This is a genomic window from Kribbella italica (genome assembly GCF_014205135.1).
Classification (GTDB): Bacteria; Actinomycetota; Actinomycetes; order Propionibacteriales; family Kribbellaceae; genus Kribbella; species Kribbella italica.
Genome location: NZ_JACHMY010000001.1, coordinates 2,880,112 through 2,899,924, shown reverse-complemented (window position 1 = coordinate 2,899,924; position 19,813 = coordinate 2,880,112). Strand labels below are relative to the sequence as shown.

Below are 19,813 nucleotides of genomic sequence, written 5' to 3'. Positions count from 1 at the left end.
AGATGGCAGTGCCGTCACCACCGGGAGCCGCCGCCCGGCTCGTCTCCCGCGTCGGGCGGGACGCGACAGACGAGCCGGGCGGCCCACCACCTGGGGCCACGCAGCAGCCGTACCAGCTTCCTGACTTCTACGTTCCCTACCCGGCGCGGCTGAACCCGCACCTGGAGCAGGCCCGTGAGCACAGCCGCGCGTGGGCGTACGCGTTCGACATGATCGACGTACCCCAAGCAGGCAAGGCGATCTGGGACCTGCACGACTTCGAGTCCCACGACTACGCCCTGCTGTGTGCCTACACCCATCCGGACGCGAGCGCGGCCGCGCTCGACCTGGTCACCGACTGGTACGTCTGGGTCTTCTACTTCGACGACCACTTCCTCGAGCTCTACAAGAAGACCCAGGACACCGCCGGCGCGAAGGCCTACCTGGACCGGCTGAACGCGTTCATGCCGGTCGAGGGGCCGATCACGGAGACGCCGGAGAACCCGGTGGAGCGCGGTCTGGCCGATCTGTGGAACCGGACGATCCCGTCGATGTCGGCGGGCTGGCGGCGCCGGTTCGTGGACACGACGGAGGCGTTGCTGGCCGAGTCGTTGTGGGAGCTGTCCAACATCACCGCCGGCCGGCTGGCCAACCCGATCGAGTACGTCGAGATGCGCCGCAAGGTCGGCGGCGCGCCGTGGTCGGCGAACCTGGTCGAGTACGCCGTGCAGGCCGAGGTCCCGGACGAGGTCGCGCACCTGCGGCCGATGAAGGTGCTCAGCGACACGTTCTCCGACGCGGTGCACCTGCGTAACGACCTGTTCTCGTACCAGCGCGAGGTCGAGACCGAGGGCGAGCTGAACAACGGCGTACTGGTCGTGGAGCGCTTTCTCGGGTGTTCCCCGCAGCGCGCGGCCGATCTGGTGAACGACATCCTCACCTCGCGGTTGCACCAGTTCGAGAACACGGCGCTGACCGAGGTCCCGCCGTTGCTGGAGGAGCATGCGGTCGGTCCGCAAGGACGCCTCGACGTTCTGAGCTACGTGAAAGGCCTGCAGGACTGGCAATCCGGCGGTCACGAATGGCACCTGCGGTCGAGCCGCTACATGAACGACGGCGGTCAGGCCGCGACGCTCGGGCCGAGCGCGTTCCTGGACGGGCCGAAGGGCCTGGGCACGTCCGCGGTCCGGATCCTGCAGTCGCTGGTGACGTCGGCGCCGTACCGGATTCGCACGCACACGCACCGGCCGTACGAGGTGGTGGAGCCGTACACACCGCCCGAGCTGTACATGCCGTACCAGGCCAAGATGAGCCCGTACCTGGAGAGAGCGCGAGCCAACGTTCTCGAGTGGGGCGAGCGGGTCGGGATCACGGACGGCCTGGTGTGGGACCGGCATCTGCTGGAGATCGCGGATCTCGCGCTGTGTGCCGGCGGCATCCATCCGGACGCCGATCCGGACGCGCTGGACATCTCGACGCAGTGGCTCGCGTGGGGTACGTACGCCGACGACTACTACCCGGTGGTCTACGGCAGAACGCATGATCTGGCCGGTGCCAAGGTGGCCAACCAGCGGCTGTCGGCGCTGATGCCGCTCGACCTGAGCTTGGGGATCGTTCCGGTGAACGGGCTGGAACGCGCTCTCTCCGATCTCTGGTTGCGGACCGCTGGGCCGATGACGCCGGAGGCCCGCACGTCGTTCAAGGAAGCGATCGACTCCATGACCGACAGCTGGCTGTGGGAGCTGGCGAACCAGGCGCAGCACCGGACCCCCGACCCGGTCGACTACCTGGAGATGCGCCGGCGCACGTTCGGGTCGGACCTGACGATGAGCCTGTGCCGGCTCGGCCACGGCCGGACGGTTCCGCCGAAGATCTACCGGACCCGGCCGATCCGGGCCCTGGAGAACGCGGCCGCGGACTACGCGTGCCTGCTGAACGACGTCTTCTCGTACCGCAAGGAGATCCAGTACGAGGGCGAGCTGCACAACGGCGTCCTGGTCGTCCGGAACTTCCTCGACTGCGACCTGCCGACGGCGTTCGCGACCGTGAACGCGTTGATGACCGCGCGGATGCGGCAGTTCGAGCAGTTGGTCGCGGTGGATCTGCCGGTGCTGTTCGACGACTACGACCTCGACGAGAACGCCCGCCGCGTGCTCACCGGGTACGCCGAGGAGCTGCAGAACTGGATGTCCGGGATTCTCGTCTGGCACCAGGGCTGCGGCCGGTACGACGAGGCCGAGCAGCTGCACGTCCCGCGCAAGCTGCTGGGCGGCACTTCTGAGGTGGGTAGGTCGGCGCTGCGGATCCCGCGGCCGGCCGGTGCGAAGCGACTGGAGGGTGCATTGTGACGACGTCCGACACCGAAGTCAAGCCGCAGCTCAGCCTGGGAACCGCGGCGGCGCGGCAGCTGGCGAGCACGACCAAGTCCGTCCCGCAGATGCAGGGCATCTCGCCACGCTGGCTGCTGCGGGTGCTGCCCTGGGTGGAGACCAAGGGCGGCGCGTACCGGGTGAACCGCCGGACCAGCTTCGCGATCGGCGACGGCCGGCTCAGCTTCTCGGTCACCGGCGCCGACGTCCGGGTGATCCCGCAGGAGCTGACCGAGCTGCCACCGCTGCGCGAGCTCGCCGACCCGGAGCTCCTGCAGGAGCTGGCGAACCGCTTCGGCGTGGAGGAGTACGAGCCGGGGTACGCGCTGACCGAGTTCGGCAGCCGGATCGACGACGTACTGCTGGTTGCCCACGGCAAGATCAGCAGGATCGGCGTCGGCCGGTACGGCGACGGAACGGATCTCGGGACGTCGGCCGACGGCGACTACCTGGGCGAGCAGTTGTTCCTCGACCCGCCGGAGAGCATCTGGGAGTACACCGCCCGGACGACGACCCGGTGCACGGTGCTGCGGCTGACCCGGCAGTCGCTCGACGAGCTGAAGGACCGGTCCGAGACGCTGCGGGCGTACCTGGACGACGTCCGGTCCCGGCCGCGGCCGGCGCAGAACAAGAACGGAGAGGCGGAGATCGCGCTCTCCTCGGGGCACACGGGCGAGGACGACCTGCCGGGCACGTTCGTGGACTACGACTCGGCGCCGCGGGAGTACGAGCTGAGCGTCGCGCAGACGATCCTGCGGGTGCACACCCGCGTGTCCGATCTCTACAACCACCCGATGAACCAGACCGAGCAGCAGCTGCGGCTGACCATCGAGGCGCTCCGCGAACGCCAGGAGCACGAGCTGATCAACAACCGCGACTTCGGGCTGCTCCACAACGTGGACTTCAAGCAGTGCCTCTACCCGCGCAGTGGTCCGCCGACCCCGGACGACTTCGACGAGCTGCTCACCCGGCGGCGCAAGCCGCGAGCGCTGCTGGCGCACCCGCGGGCGATCGCGGCGTTCGGCCGGGAGTGCACGAAGGCCGGCGTCTACCCGGAGAGCGCTCTCGTCGAAGGGCAGCGGGTCCAGTCCTGGCGCGGCGTCCCGATCCTGCCCTGCAACAAGATCCCGATCGCCGCGGACAACACGACGTCCGTGCTGGTGATGCGGACCGGGCTCGAGGACGAAGGCGTCATCGGCCTGCGCCAGACCGGCCTGCCGGACGAGGTGGAGCCGGGCCTGAACGCCCGCTTCATGGGCATCAACGAGAAGGCCCTCACGTCGTACCTGGTCAGCACCTACTACTCGGCCGCGGTCCTGGTCCCCGACGCCCTCGGCGTCCTCGAGCACGTCGAACTCGGCGGATGAGGAGCCTGCGATGACGACAGTCGAACAGACCGGTCCGTCCACGGACCCTCCGGTCCAGCGCCTGCAGAGCGCGGGGATCCCGGCTCAGCAGTTGCTGGCCTGGTCGCGGGACCAGGTGGAGCCGGCCCTGCGGGAAGCGATCGGAAGGATGCCGCTGGCAACGCAGCGGATCACCAACTACCACTTCGGGTGGGAGGACGAGGACGGTACGCCGACCCGCGCGGACGGCGGGAAGGCGCTCCGTCCCGCCCTCGCGCTGCTCGCCGCGCAGGCCGTCGGCGGTACGGCGGCCGACGGCGTCCCCGCGGCGGTCGCGGTCGAGCTGGTGCACAACTTCTCGCTGCTGCACGACGACGTGATGGACTGCGACACGACCCGCCGGCACCGGCCCACGGCGTGGACCGTCTTCGGCCTAGGCCCGGCGATCCTGGCCGGGGACGCCCTGCTCAGCTTGGCGTTCGACGTACTGGTTGCCAGCGGCCACTCTTCCGCCGACGAGGCCGCGAAGACGCTGGGCCAGGCCGTACAGGAGCTGGTCGAGGGACAACTGGCCGACGCGCACTTCGAGACCAGGAACGAGGTCGCGCTCTCCGAGTGCGTCCGGATGGCGCAGCTGAAGACCGGCGCGCTGCTCGGTTGCTCGACCGCTCTCGGCGCCCTTCTCGGTGGAGGCCGGCCGGAGCAGGTCGATCACCTGCGGCTCTTCGGCGAGGACCTCGGTCTCGCCTACCAGTACGTCGACGACCTGCTCGGCATCTGGGGCGATCCCCGGGTCACCGGCAAGCCGGTCCACTCGGACCTGCGACGGCGCAAGGAGTCCTTGCCGGTGGTCGCAGCGCTGAGCTCGGGCACGGAGGCCGGGCAGGCACTGAGCGTCCTGTACGGCGGGACGCACGACCTGTCCGGCGACGAGTTGGTCCGCGCGGCCGACCTGATCGAGCAAGCGGGATCGCGCGCCCAGAGCCAGGCCCAGGCCGATGCCCTGCTCACCGCGGCCCTGGGGGAACTCCGGTCGGCGACGAGCGGGCGGCCGGCGGACGACCTGGAGCGGCTGGCGCGATTGGCGACCCGCCGGGACCGATGAGCGTGGGGGAGAGCTATGCGGAAGAGAACTGTGTTGCTGGCGTCACCGCGGTCGTTCTGTGCCGGGGTGGAGCGGGCGATCGAGATCGTCGAAGTACTGCTCGAGCAACGTCGCCCACCGGTCTACGTGCGTAAGCAGATCGTCCACAACAAACACGTGGTCGCCGACCTGGAGAGCCGCGGGGCGGTCTTCGTCGAGGAGCTGGACGAGGTTCCGGACGGCGCGACGGTCGTGTTCTCGGCCCACGGGGTCGCGCCCGCGGTCCGGGCCGAGGGGGAGCGGCGCGGGCTCGACGTGGTCGACGCGACCTGCCCGCTGGTGACGAAGGTGCACGCCGAGGCCCGCCGGTACGCCGCGCGCGGCGACACCGTCGTACTGATCGGGCACGCCGGTCACGAGGAGGTCGAGGGCACGATGGGGGAAGCGCTGGACCGGACCGTGCTGGTGGAGAGCGTCGAGGACGTCGCGGCGCTGGAGGTCGAGGATCCGTCGCGGGTGTCGTACCTGACCCAGACGACCTTGGCAGTCGATGAGACGACGGCGATCCTCGATGCCCTGCGCAACAAGTTCAAGGGGTTGCGGGGACCGGACTCCGCGGACATCTGTTACGCGACCACCAACCGGCAGGAGGCGCTGGGAGCGCTCTCCGAGGATGCCGATCTCGTGCTCGTGGTCGGGTCGGTGAACTCGTCCAACTCGGTGCGCCTGGTCGAGCTCGCCGAACGCCGGGGCACTCCGGCGTACCTGATCGACGATGCTTCCGGCGTTCGGGAGGAGTGGCTGGACGGCGTCGAGGTGATCGGACTGACCGCGGGAGCGTCGGCGCCGCCGCGACTGGTCGAGGGCGTGATCGCCGCTCTGCGTGAGCGCGGGCCGGTCGAGGTGATCGAGCGGGAGGTCGCTCAGGAGACCATCCACTTCACCCTGCCGGTGGCGGTGAGGAACCCATGACCGCGGTGTCGCTGGGGATGCCGCCGCTTCCCGTCGTACGGCGGAAGTCCCGGCAGGTGATGGTCGGATCGGTGCCGGTCGGCGGAGGCGCGCCGGTGTCGGTGCAGTCGATGACGACCACACCGACCGCCGACGTGAACGCGACGCTGCAGCAGATCGCCGAGCTGACCGCGGCGGGCTGCCAGATCGTGCGGGTCGCCGTACCGTCGCAGGACGACGCGGACGCGTTGCCCGCAATCGCCGAGCGCTCGCAGCTGCCGGTGATCGCGGACATCCACTTCCAGCCCAAGTACGTGTACGCCGCGATCGACGCGGGCTGCGCCGGCGTCCGGGTGAACCCGGGCAACATCCGCAAGTTCGACGACCAGGTGGCCGGGATCGCGCGGGCCGCGTCGGCGGCCGGCGTACCGATCCGGATCGGGGTGAACGCGGGATCGCTGGACCCGCGGCTGCTGGCCAAGCACGGCAAGGCGACCGCCGCCGCGCTGGTCGAGTCGGCGTTGTGGGAGTGCTCGCTGTTCGAGGAGCACGGGTACCGCGACCTGAAGATCTCGGTGAAGCACCACGACCCGCTGGTGATGATCGCGGCGTACCGGGAACTGGCCCGGCGCTGCGACTACCCGCTGCACCTCGGCGTGACCGAGGCCGGGCCGTTGCTGCAGGGAACGATCAAGTCGGCGGTCGGGTTCGGCGTACTGCTGGCCGAGGGCATCGGGGACACGATCCGGGTCTCGCTGTCCGCGCCCGTGGTCGAGGAGGTCAAGGTCGGCGCGGGAATCCTGGAGTCGCTGGGGTTGCGGCCGCGCACGCTCGAGATCGTCTCCTGCCCGTCGTGCGGCCGCGCGCAGGTCGACGTCTACACGCTGACCGAGAAGGTCGCGGCGGCCTTCGAAGGATTCCCGGTCCCGTTGCGGGTCGCGGTGATGGGCTGCGTGGTGAACGGGCCCGGAGAGGCCAGAGAAGCCGATCTCGGGGTCTCGTCGGGCAACGGGAAAGGACAGATCTTCGTCCGGGGCGAGGTGGTCCGGACCGTGCCGGAAAGCCGGATCGTCGAGGCACTGCTCGAGGAGGCGCTCGGGCGTGAGTGGGGAGCACCGGAATGACGATGACGTTGCGCGGTCTGTTCTGGGTGCTCGGGCTGATGATCGTCACCGCCGTCCTGGCGGTGATCCTGCGCAAGGCCCGGCAGCGGTTCGGGCGGGAGGCGAACAACGAGGTCGCCGGGCAGGTGTTCACCATCGTCGGCGGAGTGAACGTCGTGGTCGCGGCGTTCGTGCTGATCTCGCTGTTCGACGCGACCGACACCGCCGACGACAACACGTACCAGGAGGCGAACTCGCTGGTCGCCGTCCAGTGGGCGAGCGACTCGCTGGCCGAGCCGGCCCGGACGAAGATCGGCGAGCTGACGCAGGCCTACGCGACCGAGGTCGCCGAGAAGGAGTGGCCGGACCTGCGGTCGGGTACGCCGGTGAACGACCGGGGCTGGGAGCTGCTGACCCAGCTGCAGAACGAGATCGAGCGCGTGCCGACCAGGACCGACCGGGAGGAGGACAGCCGCGTCGAGGCGTCGACGCAGCTGTGGAACGTGTACCAGGCCCGGCAGGTGCGGCTGAACTCCGCCGGCAGCGGGGTGAGCGCGGTGGTCTGGTTCGCGATCCTGGTCGGGAGCGCGATGTCGATCGGGCTGATGTTCATGTTCGGCGGGCCGGGCGTCTACTCGTACGCCGTGATCGTGTCGATGCTGTCCGGGGCGATCGCGCTGCTGCTGTTCGCGATCTACCAGCTGCAGAACCCGTTCAGCGGCGGCGCGAACATCGGGCCGGATGCTTTCGTCGCGGCGCTGTCGCGCCTGACCCGCGGAGGATGAGTGCGGCTGCGAGGGGGAAGGCCTGAGGAGGTGGGGCCGGCCGCCCCGACCCCGGCCAGCCGGCTGCCGGGTGCCCGGGCCCTCCACCTGCGCGCTCGCCGAGGCGGGGCATTGGTGGGGGCGGCGGGGCTTGCGGTGCTGCCTGTCGTGCTGGTGGTGCGGGAGTCTTCGGCCGAGGCCGGGTGCTCGGTTCTGCAGGTGGACCAGAGCGGGCCGACGTCGCTGTCCCGGTTGCGGCGGGTGGAGTTTCCGTCGGGGCGGACCAGCGATCTGGGCAAGCTCGACTACCAGGTCGACGCGATGGGGTACGCGCGCTCGCAGGATCTGGTCTACGGGATCGCGTCGCGGGACCGGCACGGCTGGTTGCACCGCAAGCCGCATCTGGTGTCGATCACGCGGCGGGGGACGGTGACCGATCTGGGCGAGGTCCGGCGCGGGGTCGGCGGGATCGCGGATTCGGTCGCCGGAGCGATCTCCGGGAACCGACTCTACCTGCGGGACGCGCTGCGGCTCTACACGCTGGACATCGACCCAGGCAGTCCGACGTACAAGAGTGTGCTGCGGGTGGTCCGGCTGAAGACGCTGATCGGGACGTTGACGCTCGACGACTTCGCGGTCGATTCGTCGAGCGGACTGCTGTACGGCGTGTCCACGCTGGGGATCGGGCCGGCGAAGGTGGTCAGCATCGATCCGGGCAGTGGGGTGATGAAGGCGGTGGCGACCGTCCGCGGCGTGCCGTCGATCGCGTCGTACAGCTCGGTGGTGATGTCCGGGAGAACGCTGTACGCCGTGCACACGCACCCGGGGCTGAGGAGCCGGATCGTGCGGATCACGCTCTCCGGGGACGCGCGCGAGGTGAGTACGGGGCCGGCGGTCTGGAGTGGGGACGCTGCTGGTTGCCTGCAGCAAGCACCTCCGCCGCCTCCGCCTCCGCCTCCGCCGCCTCCTCCACCCCCGCCTCCGCCGCCGCCGACGCCATCTCCGACGCCGACTCCGACGCCGCGGCCGCCGAAGGTGACGCCTGAGCCGCCGGCTCCGCCGACCGCTCGGCCGCCGGTGCCTCGGCCGCCGACGCCGACACCGGCGCCGAGTCCGACGCCGACGCCCACGCCTCGGCCGACGCCGACGCCGTCGCCGACGCCCGGTCCGACGCCGACGCCGACGCCGACCGAGGCGATCGAACTGCCGGTACCACCGACGCCGACCCCTGCACCGACGTCCACGCCGACACCGCCGGAGGTGACACCGCCAGTGATCAGCGTGGAGCCGCGGATGGCGTCCGTCCCCGACGACGAGGACAGGACCGTGCAGGTGCTGCGCCGATGGTCGTTGGCGACGCTGCTGGTGATCCTGACCAGCGGCGCGGCGATGGCCGCCCAGCGCCGGATGCGCCGATGAGGAGGAGCCGGCGAACGACGCGCCGGCTTGCAGGAGCTGCGGCTGTCGCTGACGGCGGCGACCGCGGAGTGACCCAGGAGCTCGGCCGGGCGGGCCCTTAGAAAGGCCCTGGCCACCAGGGCGGATCCGCGAGCGGGTCGCATGGCGCAGGGAGATTGAAGGTGAAACCGACTCAGTTCGACCGGGGGTCGGCGGTGCTCGGAAACAGGGAGCGGTCACACTATGTGCGTGATGCGGTTGACTGAGCGTAGTTGGAACGAAACAAACGGCCACCGGGCCGCCGTACGGAGACGGAGGGTGGCCACGGGTCGCCTGGCGGGGACGTACTAGGCGAGTGGCGGTGCGTACGGCGAGCGGGGACCGGCCGGAGAGGCTGCGGCTGGTCGGCAGGGAACGGGAGACCCGGATGGTGCGAGCCGCGCTGGCGGCGGCGCCGAGTCTGGTACTGGTGGTCGGCGAGGCGGGGACCGGCAAGAGCAGGCTCGTCGCCGAGGTCGCGCGGGATCATCCGGCGCGATGGCTGACGGGTCAGTGTCATCCGGTGCAGGACCAGGCGCCGCTGGCGCCGGTGCTGGAGGCCTTGGCGCCGGTGCTGGACGCGCGACCGGGGACCGGTACGCCGTGGCGCGGCGAGCTGGTTCCGGGGATGCGGCACTCGGTGTTCGCGCGGGTGACCGAGGTGCTCGGTTCGCTCGGGCCGGCGGTGCTGTTCGTGGAGGACCTGCAGTGGGCCGATCGGGGGACGCTGCAGTTGCTGCGGTTCCTGGCGAGCCGGCTGCCGCGCGAGGTCCGGCTGGTGGGGACGTACCGGCCGGAGGATCTGCGGTCGGCGGGGGAAATCACGGCGCTGGCGGGATGCGTACGGGCGGGGACGCGGACGACGGAAGTGCGGGTGCAGCCGTTGCCGGCGGTCGCCGTACGGGAGATGGCCACGCAGCTGCTCCGTGTGGAGTCGTTGCCTGAGGCATTGACCGGCGAGCTGTTCGAGCGGACGGGTGGGCTGCCGTTCGTCGTGGAGGAGTTCCTGCGGGACATGGCGGTGGGTCCGGACGGGCTGGTCTCCGCGGTGGAGCGCGCTCTCGCGGAGACCAGGGCGCCGGTTGCGTTGCGGGCATCGGTGACGATCAAGCTCGAGCAGGTGCCGGAGGCTTGCCGGCGCGTGGTGTGGGCGGCCGCCGTACTGGATTCGCCGGCGTCGGACAGCTTGATCGGTGCGGTCGCCGAGGTCCACGGGATGGAGTTGACCGAGGCGGTCGACGTCGGGTTGGCGCGCGGGCTGCTGGGGCAGGTGCGGCCGGGGTTGTACGACCTGCGGCATGCGTTGGCCCAGCGGGCGGTGTACGAGACGATCCCGTCGGACGAGTTGCGGCGGTTGCATCGGCGCGCGGCTGAGGCCTTGGCGGCGCGGGAGCCGGGGGCCCATGCGCGGATCGCGGATCACTCCCGGCGGGGTGGGTTGATCGACGTGTGGTTGGCGCAGGCGGAACTTGCCGCCGGGCAGTTGGTCGCGGCGGGAGAGGCGGAGAGCGCGATCTCGCAGTTGCTGGAGATGCTGCGGGTCGAGGTGCTGCCATGGGCGGACCAGGCGCGGTTGGCGACACGGCTCGGGCATGCGGCGGTCGAGTCGTCGCTGTGGTCCGAGGCGGTCGTCGCGATCCGGATGGTGCTGGACGAGGCGCTGGAGCCGAGTGCCGACCGCGGGCGGCTGCGGCTGGCGCTGGGGGTGCTGCTGCACGATCGCGCGGGAGAGTTCGGTACGGCGCGACGCGAGCTGGCGGCGGCCGTCGCGGAGCTCGCGGACGATCCGGCGAGCGCGGCCTGGGCGATGTCGGCGCTCGCGGTCCCGACGTCGGGGATGGAGGAGATCGCCGAGCACCGCGCGTGGATGCACAGAGCTACGCGGTTGCTGGGGGAGACAGGGGATGGCGTCCTTCGGGGCGAGCAAGGTCGGCTTGTCGGCGGGGGACGCGGCGTCGGTGATGACGGTCGCGCCGGGGAGGACTTGCGGGGAGGGCAGACGTCGAGCACACCCTGGTCGAATTCGCGGGGCGGGGGCGTGAGCTCCGACGGGGTTGCGCGGGTGATGGTGCGGCGGAACCGGGGGCGGTTGGGGGTGGCGTTGGGGGACTTGTCGGACCTGGACGAGTCGTCGTACTCGGCGCGAGGGCTCTTGTGGTTGGGGCACGATCGGCGGAGTGCGGCGTTGCCTGCGGGAGTGGGGACTCGGTTGTGGCAGGCCTGGCTTGCTGGGGACTGGGCGTTGTTGCCGGAGAGGTTGCTGAGGGCAAGGGCTGTGGGAGAGTCGGCGCCGCTGGTGCAGGCGGAACTCGATCTCGTCGGCGGGCGGATGCGCCTGGCCCAGGGGGATGTTGCCGGGGCCAAGGAGTTGCTGCTGTCGGTGGGTGGCGAGCTGCCGGTGCGTGCGGCGGCCTTGGCGACCGTCGGCCGGCTGCAGCTCGCGGCCGAGCAGGGTGGCGCGGCGCTCGAGGCGATGGAGGAGTTCCTGGAGGTCGTCCGGCGCAAGGACGGGTGGGCCTGGGCGAGTGAGTTCGTGGCGACGACTTGTCTGGCGCTGGACGCGATCGGGCGGCGAGACGATGCGGTCGGGTTGCTGACCGAGTTCGAGGCCGGGCTGGTGGGACGGGACGCTCCGGCGTCTGTTGCTGCCGGCAAGTTGGTGCGGGCGTTCGTGGTCGGCGATCTCGGCTTCGACGAGGCGGCCGCTGCCTACCGGGCGATCGGACGGCCGTACGACGAGTGCCTGGCGCTGGAGGAGAAGGCGCGACGGGCGCTCGACGCGGGGGACTCGGCCCAACTGGTCGCGCTGGCGTCGACGTACGAGAAGTTCGGTGCGCGATGGGACGCGCGCCGCTGCCGGGACGCATTGCGGGACGCGGGGGTTGCGGTGACGACACGGCGGGGGCGGCGCGGGTACGGGAACGCGCTCTCTCCGCGGGAGACGGAGGTCGCGCGGCTGGCGGCGCGCGGGTTCAGCAACAGCCGGATCGCGGCGGAGCTGTCGGTGTCGGTGAGCACGGTCGAGGACCACCTGACCAACGCGATGCGCAAGCTGAAGATCCGGTCGCGGCGCGACCTCGGTCCACTGGTCGATCCGTGAACCCGGACCCGCCGCACAACGTTGGGGTTGTGCGGCGGGTGGGGTCAGCGGGTGTGGATGCCGGGGTCGGACAGGCTCGGCCTGCCGGTTTCCACGTGACCCGCGAGGCGGCGGTGCCAGACGTCGTCGGCGGTGCTGGTCAGCTCCACGTCGTACCAGCTGTGGCTGTGGTGCAGGTCGACGGTGTACTTCGCCGACGTCCCGGCGCGGACCTTGAGTTGCTTCGGCCGTCCGCCGTACGCGTTGGTGACGGTGAGGTGGTGGTCGACGGCCGACGAGTTGGTGATCGTCAGGTCGAGGTCACCGGTCCGCGCGTTGTGCCGCGCCTTCACCTCCGGGCCGGGGACCGGCTTGCCACGGAAGCCGCGCAGGAAACCGTTCGGCCCGTAGACGTCCAGTTCGTAGACGCCGTGCGAGTACGTCGTGTTCCAGCTGTCCGCGAGCGTCTTGCCGGCGCCGGTGGTGTAGGTCCACGGCCCGTCGGTCCGGTTCGGTCCGGCGACGTGGAACTGCGCGGCCGCCTCCGGCCCGGACTCGAAGGAGAGCGTGTACTTGCCGGTGCTCGGCGTCACGGTGCCGTCGACGATCGGTGCGTACGGCAACGGCCTGGTCTTCCGGCTGCCCCGCTCCTGCACCGGCAGCTTGCCGACCGCGGGCGGCGTCGGCTTGTAGTCCGGGTGCCGGTCGCCGTCCGGCGGCTGGTACGACGAGGTGTCGGGCAGCCGGGCCGGCCGGCTGTGCTCGGTGCCGAAGTCGAACGCCGACGTGAGGTCGCCACAGATGGCGCGCCGCCAGGGCGAGATGTTCGGCTCCTTGACGCCGAACCGGCGTTCGATGAACCGGATCACCGACGTGTGGTCGGAGACCTCGGAGTTGACGAACCCTCCGGTGCTCCACGGCGACACGACCAGCATCGGAACGCGCTGCCCGAGCCCGTACGGGCCGGCGGCGTACTTGCTGCTGCCCGGGAACAGGTCGGGGCCGACGGCAACGGTCGACAGGCCCTGGTTCGCCGAGGCCGGCGGGAACGGCGGGACGACGTGGTCGAAGAAGCCGTCGTTCTCGTCGTACGTGATGAAGAACGCGGTCTTGCTCCACACCTCGGGGTTCGAGGTGAGCGCGTCGAGGACCTGCGAGATGTACCAGGCGCCGTAGTTGGCCGGCCAGTTCGGGTGCTCGGTGAACGCCTCGGGCGCCGCGATCCAGGAGACCTTCGGCAGCTTGTTCGCCTTCACGTCGGCACGCAGCCGGTCGAACAGGCCGTCGCCCTCGGCAACGTTCGTCCCGGTCCGCGCCTTGTCGTACAAGGGGTTCCCGGGCTGGGCGTTGCGGTACTTGTTGAAGTAGAGCAACGAGTTGTCGCCGTAGTTGCCGCGGTAGGCGTCGTCGATCCAGCCCCAGCTGCCGTCCGCGTCGAGACCGTCGCCGATGTCCTGGTAGATCTTCCACGAGACCCCCGCGCGCTCCAGGCGTTCGGGGTACGTCGTCCAGTCGTAGCCGAGCTCGTCGTTGCCGAGCACCGGGCCACCGCCGGTGCCGTCGTTGCCGGTGTACCCGGACCACAGGTAGTACCGGTTCGGGTCGGTCGAGCCGATGAACGAGCAGTGGTAGGCGTCGCAGATGGTGAACTTGTCGGCCAGTGCGTAGTGGAACGGGATGTCCTCGCGGGTCAGGTACGCCATCGTGGTCGCGGTCTTGGCCTGGATCCACTGGTCGTACTTGCCGTTGTTCACCGCCTGGTGCCCGTCGCCCCAGCTGTGCGCGAGGTCCTGGATGAACTGCAGGCCGAGATCGTTGATCTGCGGCCGGAACGGCAGGACCTCGCGGGCACCGTCGGACTGGTGCCAGACCGACTTGCCGTTCGGCAGGTTGACCGGGCGGGGGTCGCCGAAGCCGCGGACACCCTGCAGCGAGCCGAAGTAGTGGTCGAACGACCGGTTCTCCTGCATCAGGACGACGATGTGCTCGACGTCCTCGATGGTGCCGTGCCGGCGGTGCGCCGGGATCGCGGCGGCGGTCTCGATACTGCTCGACATCGCGGCCAGGGCGGCGGAACCACCGGCCAGTTGCAGGAACCTGCGACGGTTGACTTCTGCCATGCTGCATCTCCTTGTGGGCGGTCGGATCGGAGTTTTCACCATCAGCACTGCGTCGCAGACACCCGTTCGCGAACAGTTCGAGGACGGCACGTGAACGGGCGCCGCGCAGGACGCTACGCGCGAAACTGTCCGTTAACAAGATTAAACGTGCAGTGAATTGCATCCCGGCCGGTCGGCCCGCCGATGGGTACGGTGAGGTCCGTGGACATCGTCGACGCATGGATGCAGCACCCGACCGAGCGGATGCTGGCCCAGGACTGGCTCACCTCGCTGCGGCGGTGGGTCGGCACCGAGGAGGTGTCGACCGCGCTGCCGCTGGAGCGCACGATCGCCGCGATGGACGCCGGCGGTGTGTCGACCGGGCTGATCAGTGCGTGGTACGCCCCCGAGGGCCCGCTCGTGTCGAACGACGAGGTCGCGGACTTCGTCGCGCAGTACCCCGACCGCCTGGTCGGCGTCGCGTCGGTCGACCTGCGCGAGCCGATGAACGCGGTCCGCGAGCTCCGGCGGGCGGTCGGAGAGCGCGGTCTCCGCGCCCTCCGCGTGGTCCCGTGGGTGTGGGGCCTGCCGCCGAACGACCGTCGCTACTACCCGTTGTACGCCGAGTGCGTGGAGCTGGGGATCCCGTTCTGCACCCAGGTCGGCCACACCGGCCCGCTCCGGACGTCGGAGACCGGGCGTCCGATCCCGTACCTCGACGACGTCGCGCTGGAGTTCCCCGAGCTGACGATCGTCGCCGGGCACATCGGGTACCCGTGGACCGCCGAGATGATCGCGCTGGCGACGAAGTACCCGAACGTCCACATCGACACCTCGGCGTACACCGTCCGGCGCTACCCGCCGGAGCTGGTCACGTATCTCCGAACCAACGGCCGTCACAAGGTCCTCTTCGGCACCAACTACCCGATGATCACCGCCGAGAAAGCGCTCTCGGACCTGACCACCCTCGACCTCGACCCCGAGACCACCAACCTCTTCCTGAGCGCCAACGCCCGCCGGGTCTTCGGCCTGTGAACCTGGTCTGGTACGTCGCCTACGGGTCGAACCTGGCGAGTGACCGGTTTCGGTGTTACCTCGCGGGCGGCCAGCCGGCCGGCGGACGCCGGGTGTACCCGGGCTGCCGAGATCCTCGGGATCCCCACAGGGTCGCCGCTGTCGAGGTGCCCGGAGGTCTGGTCTTCTCCGGTGAGTCAGCGGCATGGGGTGGCGGCCGCGCGTTCTACGACCTGACGGCGCCGGGCCTGGTCGCCGGGCGCGCGTACTTGCTGACCGCGGAGCAGTTGGGCGACGTCGCCGCCCAGGAGATGTACCGCGAGCCGGGGAGCGCGTTCGCACAGGATCTGACCGAGGCGCTCGACGACGTCGACGAGGTGCGGGTGCTGGGCCCGGGCCGGTACGAGACGATCGCGCGCCTGGGCGAGCGGGACGGCGTACCGATGTTCACGGTGACGGACGTGAACGCGGGTGACCTCGAGCCGTCCACGCCGAGTGCTGCCTACCTGTGGTGGATCGCGGCCGGTCTGCGGGAGGCGCACGGCTGGGATGCCTCGCGGGTCGCCGAGTGTCTGAGCGAGGCTCGTGGTGTTGCGGGGGCCTGGGACCCGGGTGAGTTGGCCGAGATCGCTAGCGCCAAAGGTCCCGCCAGAGGTGGGCCCGCGCCAGGCGGCCGGTGCGGGACAGGCGGGTGAGGTCGGTGCGGTTGTCGTACATGAGTTGCCAGTGGAAGTAGTTGACGTACTCGGCGGCCGCCAGGAGCAGGAGGACCAGGCCGGCGACGTACTCGGAGGGTGGGTTGGCCAGCGCTGAGGCGACGAGGATCGCGGCGGCCAGGACGACGAGGGCGCAGACCAACCGCAGCCGGCGGAAGGTCATGGCATGGGGGAGGCGGGGGAGACCGGCGCGCACCTGACCCAGCTTCACCAGCCAGTACGACGCTCCGACGGCGAGCAGGATCGCCGTGGCGCAGTACCCGGCGAGGTTGGCGGCCGTGCGGGGTGCGTCGAGGGCGGAGAACACGAACCAGCCGATCAGTGCGATGTTGATCAGCTCGAGAACGGCGAGAGAGCGCATTCTCGAGCTGACCTTTCGCATCCGGACATTCTTGCGTACTACTCGTACTGCAAAGCCTCCAAGGGGTTGAGGCGGGCGGCTCGGCGGGCCGGCCAGATGGCGGCGAGGATGCCGACGACGATGGACAGGACGCCGAAGACCACCACCTGAGCGACCGGTACGGCGAACGCGACCTCCTCCAGCCGCGCGGCGAGCAGCAGCGCGAGGCCGAGGCCGAGCACGATGCCGATCGCGGCGCCGATCAGGGCGGTGATCACGCTCTCGTGCCGGATCATCTTCTTCACCTGCCCGCGCGTCAGCCCGACCGCACGCAGCATCCCGAGCTCGCGGGTGCGCTCGAACACGGTCAGCACCAGCGTGTTGACGATGCCGAACAGGCTGACCAGCACCGACAGCGCCAGCAGCACGTAGAGCACGTTGAGAATGCTCTTGATGCCGTCGGTCTGCGACTTCTTGAACGCGTCGCGGTCGAGCGCCTTCGCGTTCGGGAACGTGCTCAGAGCACCTTCGAGCGCGGCCGTGTTCGCGGCCGTGACACCACCGGACAGATTGACGAACGTGTAGACGGTCAACGGCTGCGGGTTGTTCGCGTCGAACGTCGGCGTCGAGATGGTCACGTTCCCGAACGGCGACCCGCCGGCCGGCGGCCGGAACACCCCGAGCACCTTCAGCGGCAGCGCCTTGCCGGTCACCGTGGTCAGCGCGAGCTGCGATCCCACGGAGAGCGCGTGCTGGTCGGCGTAGTCCGCGTCGACGATCGCGCCGCCGGCCCCGAGCTCGGCGAGCGACTGCTGCGAACCCGACCGCCAGTCGAAGGCCAGCAACTCCGGCGCGGCCGCGTCGACGCCGGTGATCGTGATCCTCTCGCCGTACGCCGACGCCTGCCCACCGCGCACGCTGGTCACCGCGGAGACGCCCGGAGTCGCGGCGACCGCCGCGGCGACGTCAGGCGGCAGCGGGCTGAAGTTGTTCTGCGCCGTGATCGCGTAGTCGGCGCTGAAGATGCCGTCGACCGCATCCTCGAACGGTTTGATGATCCCGGCCCCAAGCGTCGCGACCAGCGTCACGAGCGCGAGCCCGATCATCAGCGCCGCCGCGGTCGAGGCGGTCCGCGCCGGATCGCGCCGGCTGTTCTGCCCGCCGATCGCGGTCGCCGGTCCGTCCGGCAGCACCCGCGGGAACTCCGCCGTACGCCGGAACACGCGCTTGACCACCCACCCCAGCACCAGCACCGGCCACACCAGCACCGTCAACGTCACCACGGACCACCGCGCGACCGGATCCGACGCCGCGGCGAGCGGCTTGACCAGCCGGGACGAGAACAACGCGACCCCGACGAACAGCAGCAGCACACCGCCGCCGAGCATCGCCAGCAACGCCGCCGTCGGCAGCCCGTCGACGAACAACCCGACCACCACCAGGGCGACCCCGGCGATCGCGAGCAACGCGGCACCGATCGGCCGGTACCGGTTGAAGCGTCCCGGTATCGGCGTCGCACCTTCCCGTACGGCGGCGATCGGCGGCACCCGCGTCGCGCGCCACGCGGGCCGCAGGCTCGCGACGACGGTGACGAGAATGCCGACCAGCAGCCCGACCACGATCGTGCGCGTCTGGAACACGAGCCCGTTGTTCGGCAGCGTGAACCCGACCGCGTCGAACAGGTTGAACAGCCCGGTCGCGATCGCGAGCCCGAACAGCAGCCCGGCGATCGACGCGAGCACGCCGGTGATCAGCGCTTCGAGCACCACCGAACCGAGGATCTGCCGGCGCGAGGCGCCCAGTGTCCGCAGCGTCGCGAACTCGCGGGTGCGCTGAGCGATCGTGATCGACAGCGAGTTCGCGATCACGAACGAACCGACGAACAACGCGATTCCGCCGAAGACGAGCAGGAAGGTCCGGAAGAAGTCGAGGAACCCGCTGGTGTCCTCGGCGTCCGCGGCGGCCTGCTCCTCCGCCGTACGGACTTGGGTGCCGGCGGGCAGAACCTTGCCGACGGCATCGACCAGTTGGTGCTGCGGCACCCCGTCCTTGGCGGAGATCAGGATCTGGTCGTACTGATCGGTCTTGCCGAACAGCTTCTGCGCCGTCCCGAGGTCGAAGCCGGCCAGCGTCGCGCCGCCGATCGACGACACCTCGCCGAACTCGACCAGCCCGGAGACCCGCATCCGCTCGGCCGGGCCGCGGGCCTGGACGGCGATCTCGTCGCCGGCCGCGAAGCCCTTCTTCTCGGCGCTCTGGGTGTCGATCACGACCTCGCCGGGCCCCGGCCAGCTGCCGCCGACCAGGGTGAGCGCGTTGAACTGCGGCAGCTCCGGGTTGACGCTGAAGCCGAGGTTGGGCGCGCCGCCGAAGACGATCGCCTTGCCGTCGCGGCCGATCAGCTGGACCTCGCCGAACACGCTGCCGTCGGCCGCGTCGACCTCGGGCAGCTTCTCGATCTCCGGCAGAGCGCTCGCGGCGAACGGCGGCGCGACGCCGCCGGCGGAGTCCGTCGTGGTGTCGAACGCGGTCTTGCCGGTGACGGTCGCGTCGGTGTTCTTGTAGTTCTCGGAGAAGATCGAGTCGAAGGCGCCGGTGATCGAGTCGGTCAGCACGTACGTGCCGGAGATCAGCGAGACGCCGAGGACGACGCCGATCGCGGTGAGCGCGGTCCGGAGCTTGCGGCTGAGCATCCCGGCCAGCGCGAACCGGATCACTGCAGGTCCAGCGTGTCGATCACCTGCAGGATGTCGTGCTGGCTGATCCGCCCGGTCTCCTTGACGATCCCGCCGTCGGCGAGGAAGAGGATCCGGTCGGCCATCGCGGCCGCGCGGGCGTCGTGGGTGACCATCACGGTGGTCTGCCCGTACTCCTCGACCGATTGCCGCAGCAGTTCGAGGATCTCCTTGCTGGTGCGGGAGTCGAGGTTGCCGGTCGGTTCGTCGGCGAAGACGACGGTCGGCTGCGACACCAGCGCGCGGGCGATCGCGACTCGTTGCTGCTGGCCACCGGACAGCTCGGCCGGCCGGTGCGTCAGCCGGTCGGCGAGGCCGACCCGCGCGACGAGCGCGTCGAAGTACTCGGGATCCGCCCGCCGCCCCGCGATCGTCAACGGGAGCAGAATGTTCTCGCGCGCGGTCAGCATCGGCAGCAGGTTGAAGAACTGGAAGATGAAGCCGATGTGCTCGCGCCGCAGCTTGGTCAGGTCGTCGTCACCGAGGGTGGTGATCTCGGTACCGGCGATCCGGACCGAGCCGGTCGTCGGCTTGTCCAGCCCCGCCAGGATGTGCATCAGCGTCGACTTGCCCGAGCCGGACGGTCCCATCACCGCCGTCAACTGCCCCGGCTCGATCCGCACACTCACCCCGTGCAGCGCGCGGACCGCGGTGTCGCCCTCGCCGTACACGCGGACCAGATCTTCGGCCTGTACGACGTCGGTGGTTCGGTTCGTTGGTTCTTCCGTGCCGATCATTGCCCCTCCCGGCTGATCAGCGGCCCCCAGCCGAGCTTGTTCCCCGTCCCTGCGCCGAGT

14 protein-coding genes are annotated in these 19,813 nt (G+C 70.3%); 10 read left to right on the top strand and 4 right to left on the bottom strand.

Annotated features, from left to right (window positions below; genetic code table 11):
- The first annotated feature begins 2 nt into the window (after window positions 1-2).
- From HDA39_RS13370 to HDA39_RS13335, 8 genes are all read left to right on the top strand, one after another.
- Window positions 3-2,327 carry a terpene synthase family protein gene (locus HDA39_RS13370; RefSeq protein ID WP_184795536.1) on the top strand — a complete coding sequence of 775 codons (2,325 nt, stop codon included), beginning with the start codon at window positions 3-5 and terminating at the stop codon, window positions 2,325-2,327.
- Window positions 2,324-3,715, top strand: coding sequence for a family 2B encapsulin nanocompartment shell protein (locus HDA39_RS13365; RefSeq protein ID WP_184795535.1), 1,392 nt, complete (start codon window positions 2,324-2,326; stop codon window positions 3,713-3,715). Before HDA39_RS13370 ends, HDA39_RS13365 begins: the two co-directional genes overlap by 4 nt.
- A 10-nt stretch (window positions 3,716-3,725) precedes the next feature.
- A complete protein-coding gene (locus tag HDA39_RS13360; RefSeq protein ID WP_184795534.1) occupies window positions 3,726-4,799 on the top strand; it encodes a family 2 encapsulin nanocompartment cargo protein polyprenyl transferase in 1,074 nt (357 codons plus the stop codon).
- A 15-nt stretch (window positions 4,800-4,814) separates the two neighbouring features.
- Window positions 4,815-5,750, top strand: coding sequence for a 4-hydroxy-3-methylbut-2-enyl diphosphate reductase (gene ispH / locus HDA39_RS13355; RefSeq protein WP_184795533.1), 936 nt, complete (start codon window positions 4,815-4,817; stop codon window positions 5,748-5,750).
- A complete protein-coding gene (gene ispG / locus HDA39_RS13350) occupies window positions 5,747-6,853 on the top strand; it encodes a flavodoxin-dependent (E)-4-hydroxy-3-methylbut-2-enyl-diphosphate synthase (protein WP_184795532.1) in 1,107 nt (368 codons plus the stop codon). Before ispH ends, ispG begins: the two co-directional genes overlap by 4 nt.
- Window positions 6,850-7,617: a bestrophin-like domain gene (locus HDA39_RS13345; RefSeq protein WP_184795531.1), complete on the top strand. Its 768-nt coding sequence runs from the start codon at window positions 6,850-6,852 to the stop codon at window positions 7,615-7,617. The genes ispG and HDA39_RS13345 overlap by 4 nt, the downstream gene beginning before the upstream one ends.
- 135 nt (window positions 7,618-7,752) lie before the next feature.
- Entirely contained in the window at window positions 7,753-9,015 is a 1,263-nt protein-coding gene (locus tag HDA39_RS13340) for a DUF6923 family protein (RefSeq protein ID WP_337925736.1), read from the top strand.
- A gap of 340 nt (window positions 9,016-9,355) precedes the next feature.
- Window positions 9,356-12,133, top strand: coding sequence for an AAA family ATPase (locus HDA39_RS13335; protein WP_184795530.1), 2,778 nt, complete (start codon window positions 9,356-9,358; stop codon window positions 12,131-12,133).
- Between the two features lie 44 nt (window positions 12,134-12,177).
- Here HDA39_RS13335 and HDA39_RS13330 read toward each other — a convergent pair whose 3' ends face one another.
- Window positions 12,178-14,232, bottom strand: a complete 2,055-nt coding sequence (locus HDA39_RS13330) for a phosphocholine-specific phospholipase C (RefSeq protein WP_184795529.1) — start codon at window positions 14,230-14,232, stop codon at window positions 12,178-12,180.
- A 201-nt stretch (window positions 14,233-14,433) separates the two neighbouring features.
- Between HDA39_RS13330 and HDA39_RS13325 the strand changes: the two genes are divergently transcribed.
- On the top strand, window positions 14,434-15,246 hold the full coding sequence (locus HDA39_RS13325; RefSeq protein WP_184795528.1) for an amidohydrolase family protein: 813 nt from the start codon (window positions 14,434-14,436) through the stop codon (window positions 15,244-15,246).
- A complete protein-coding gene (locus HDA39_RS13320; protein WP_184795527.1) occupies window positions 15,243-15,920 on the top strand; it encodes a histone deacetylase in 678 nt (225 codons plus the stop codon). Before HDA39_RS13325 ends, HDA39_RS13320 begins: the two co-directional genes overlap by 4 nt.
- Here HDA39_RS13320 and HDA39_RS13315 read toward each other — a convergent pair.
- Genes HDA39_RS13315 through HDA39_RS13305 form a run of 3 tightly spaced genes read right to left on the bottom strand, consistent with a single transcriptional unit; the run spans window position 15,856 to window position 19,753 of the window.
- The gene (locus HDA39_RS13315) at window positions 15,856-16,323 is read right to left on the bottom strand and encodes a multidrug transporter (RefSeq protein WP_238356044.1); all 468 of its coding nucleotides are present in this window, start codon (window positions 16,321-16,323) and stop codon (window positions 15,856-15,858) included. The two genes, HDA39_RS13320 and HDA39_RS13315, sit on opposite strands and share 65 nt — an antisense overlap.
- A 17-nt stretch (window positions 16,324-16,340) precedes the next feature.
- A complete protein-coding gene (locus HDA39_RS13310) occupies window positions 16,341-18,998 on the bottom strand; it encodes an FtsX-like permease family protein (RefSeq protein ID WP_184795526.1) in 2,658 nt (885 codons plus the stop codon).
- Complete coding sequence (locus HDA39_RS13305) at window positions 18,995-19,753, bottom strand: ABC transporter ATP-binding protein (RefSeq protein WP_184795525.1); 759 nt, start codon at window positions 19,751-19,753, stop codon at window positions 18,995-18,997. Before HDA39_RS13305 ends, HDA39_RS13310 begins: the two co-directional genes overlap by 4 nt.
- Between the last annotated feature and the right edge of the window lie 60 nt (window positions 19,754-19,813).

Bases quoted from the DNA above. Each gene is read 5' to 3' on its own strand.
- HDA39_RS13305 (WP_184795525.1), bottom strand. From the start codon at position 19,753: ATGATCGGCACGGAAGAACCAACGAACCGAACCACCGACGTCGTACAG.
- HDA39_RS13370 (WP_184795536.1), top strand. From the start codon at position 3: ATGGCAGTGCCGTCACCACCGGGAGCCGCCGCCCGGCTCGTCTCCCGC.
- HDA39_RS13345 (WP_184795531.1), top strand. From the start codon at position 6,850: ATGACGATGACGTTGCGCGGTCTGTTCTGGGTGCTCGGGCTGATGATC.
- HDA39_RS13360 (WP_184795534.1), top strand. From the start codon at position 3,726: ATGACGACAGTCGAACAGACCGGTCCGTCCACGGACCCTCCGGTCCAG.
- ispH (WP_184795533.1), top strand. From the start codon at position 4,815: ATGCGGAAGAGAACTGTGTTGCTGGCGTCACCGCGGTCGTTCTGTGCC.
- HDA39_RS13315 (WP_238356044.1), bottom strand. From the start codon at position 16,323: ATGCGAAAGGTCAGCTCGAGAATGCGCTCTCTCGCCGTTCTCGAGCTG.
- ispG (WP_184795532.1), top strand. From the start codon at position 5,747: ATGACCGCGGTGTCGCTGGGGATGCCGCCGCTTCCCGTCGTACGGCGG.
- HDA39_RS13330 (WP_184795529.1), bottom strand. From the start codon at position 14,232: ATGGCAGAAGTCAACCGTCGCAGGTTCCTGCAACTGGCCGGTGGTTCC.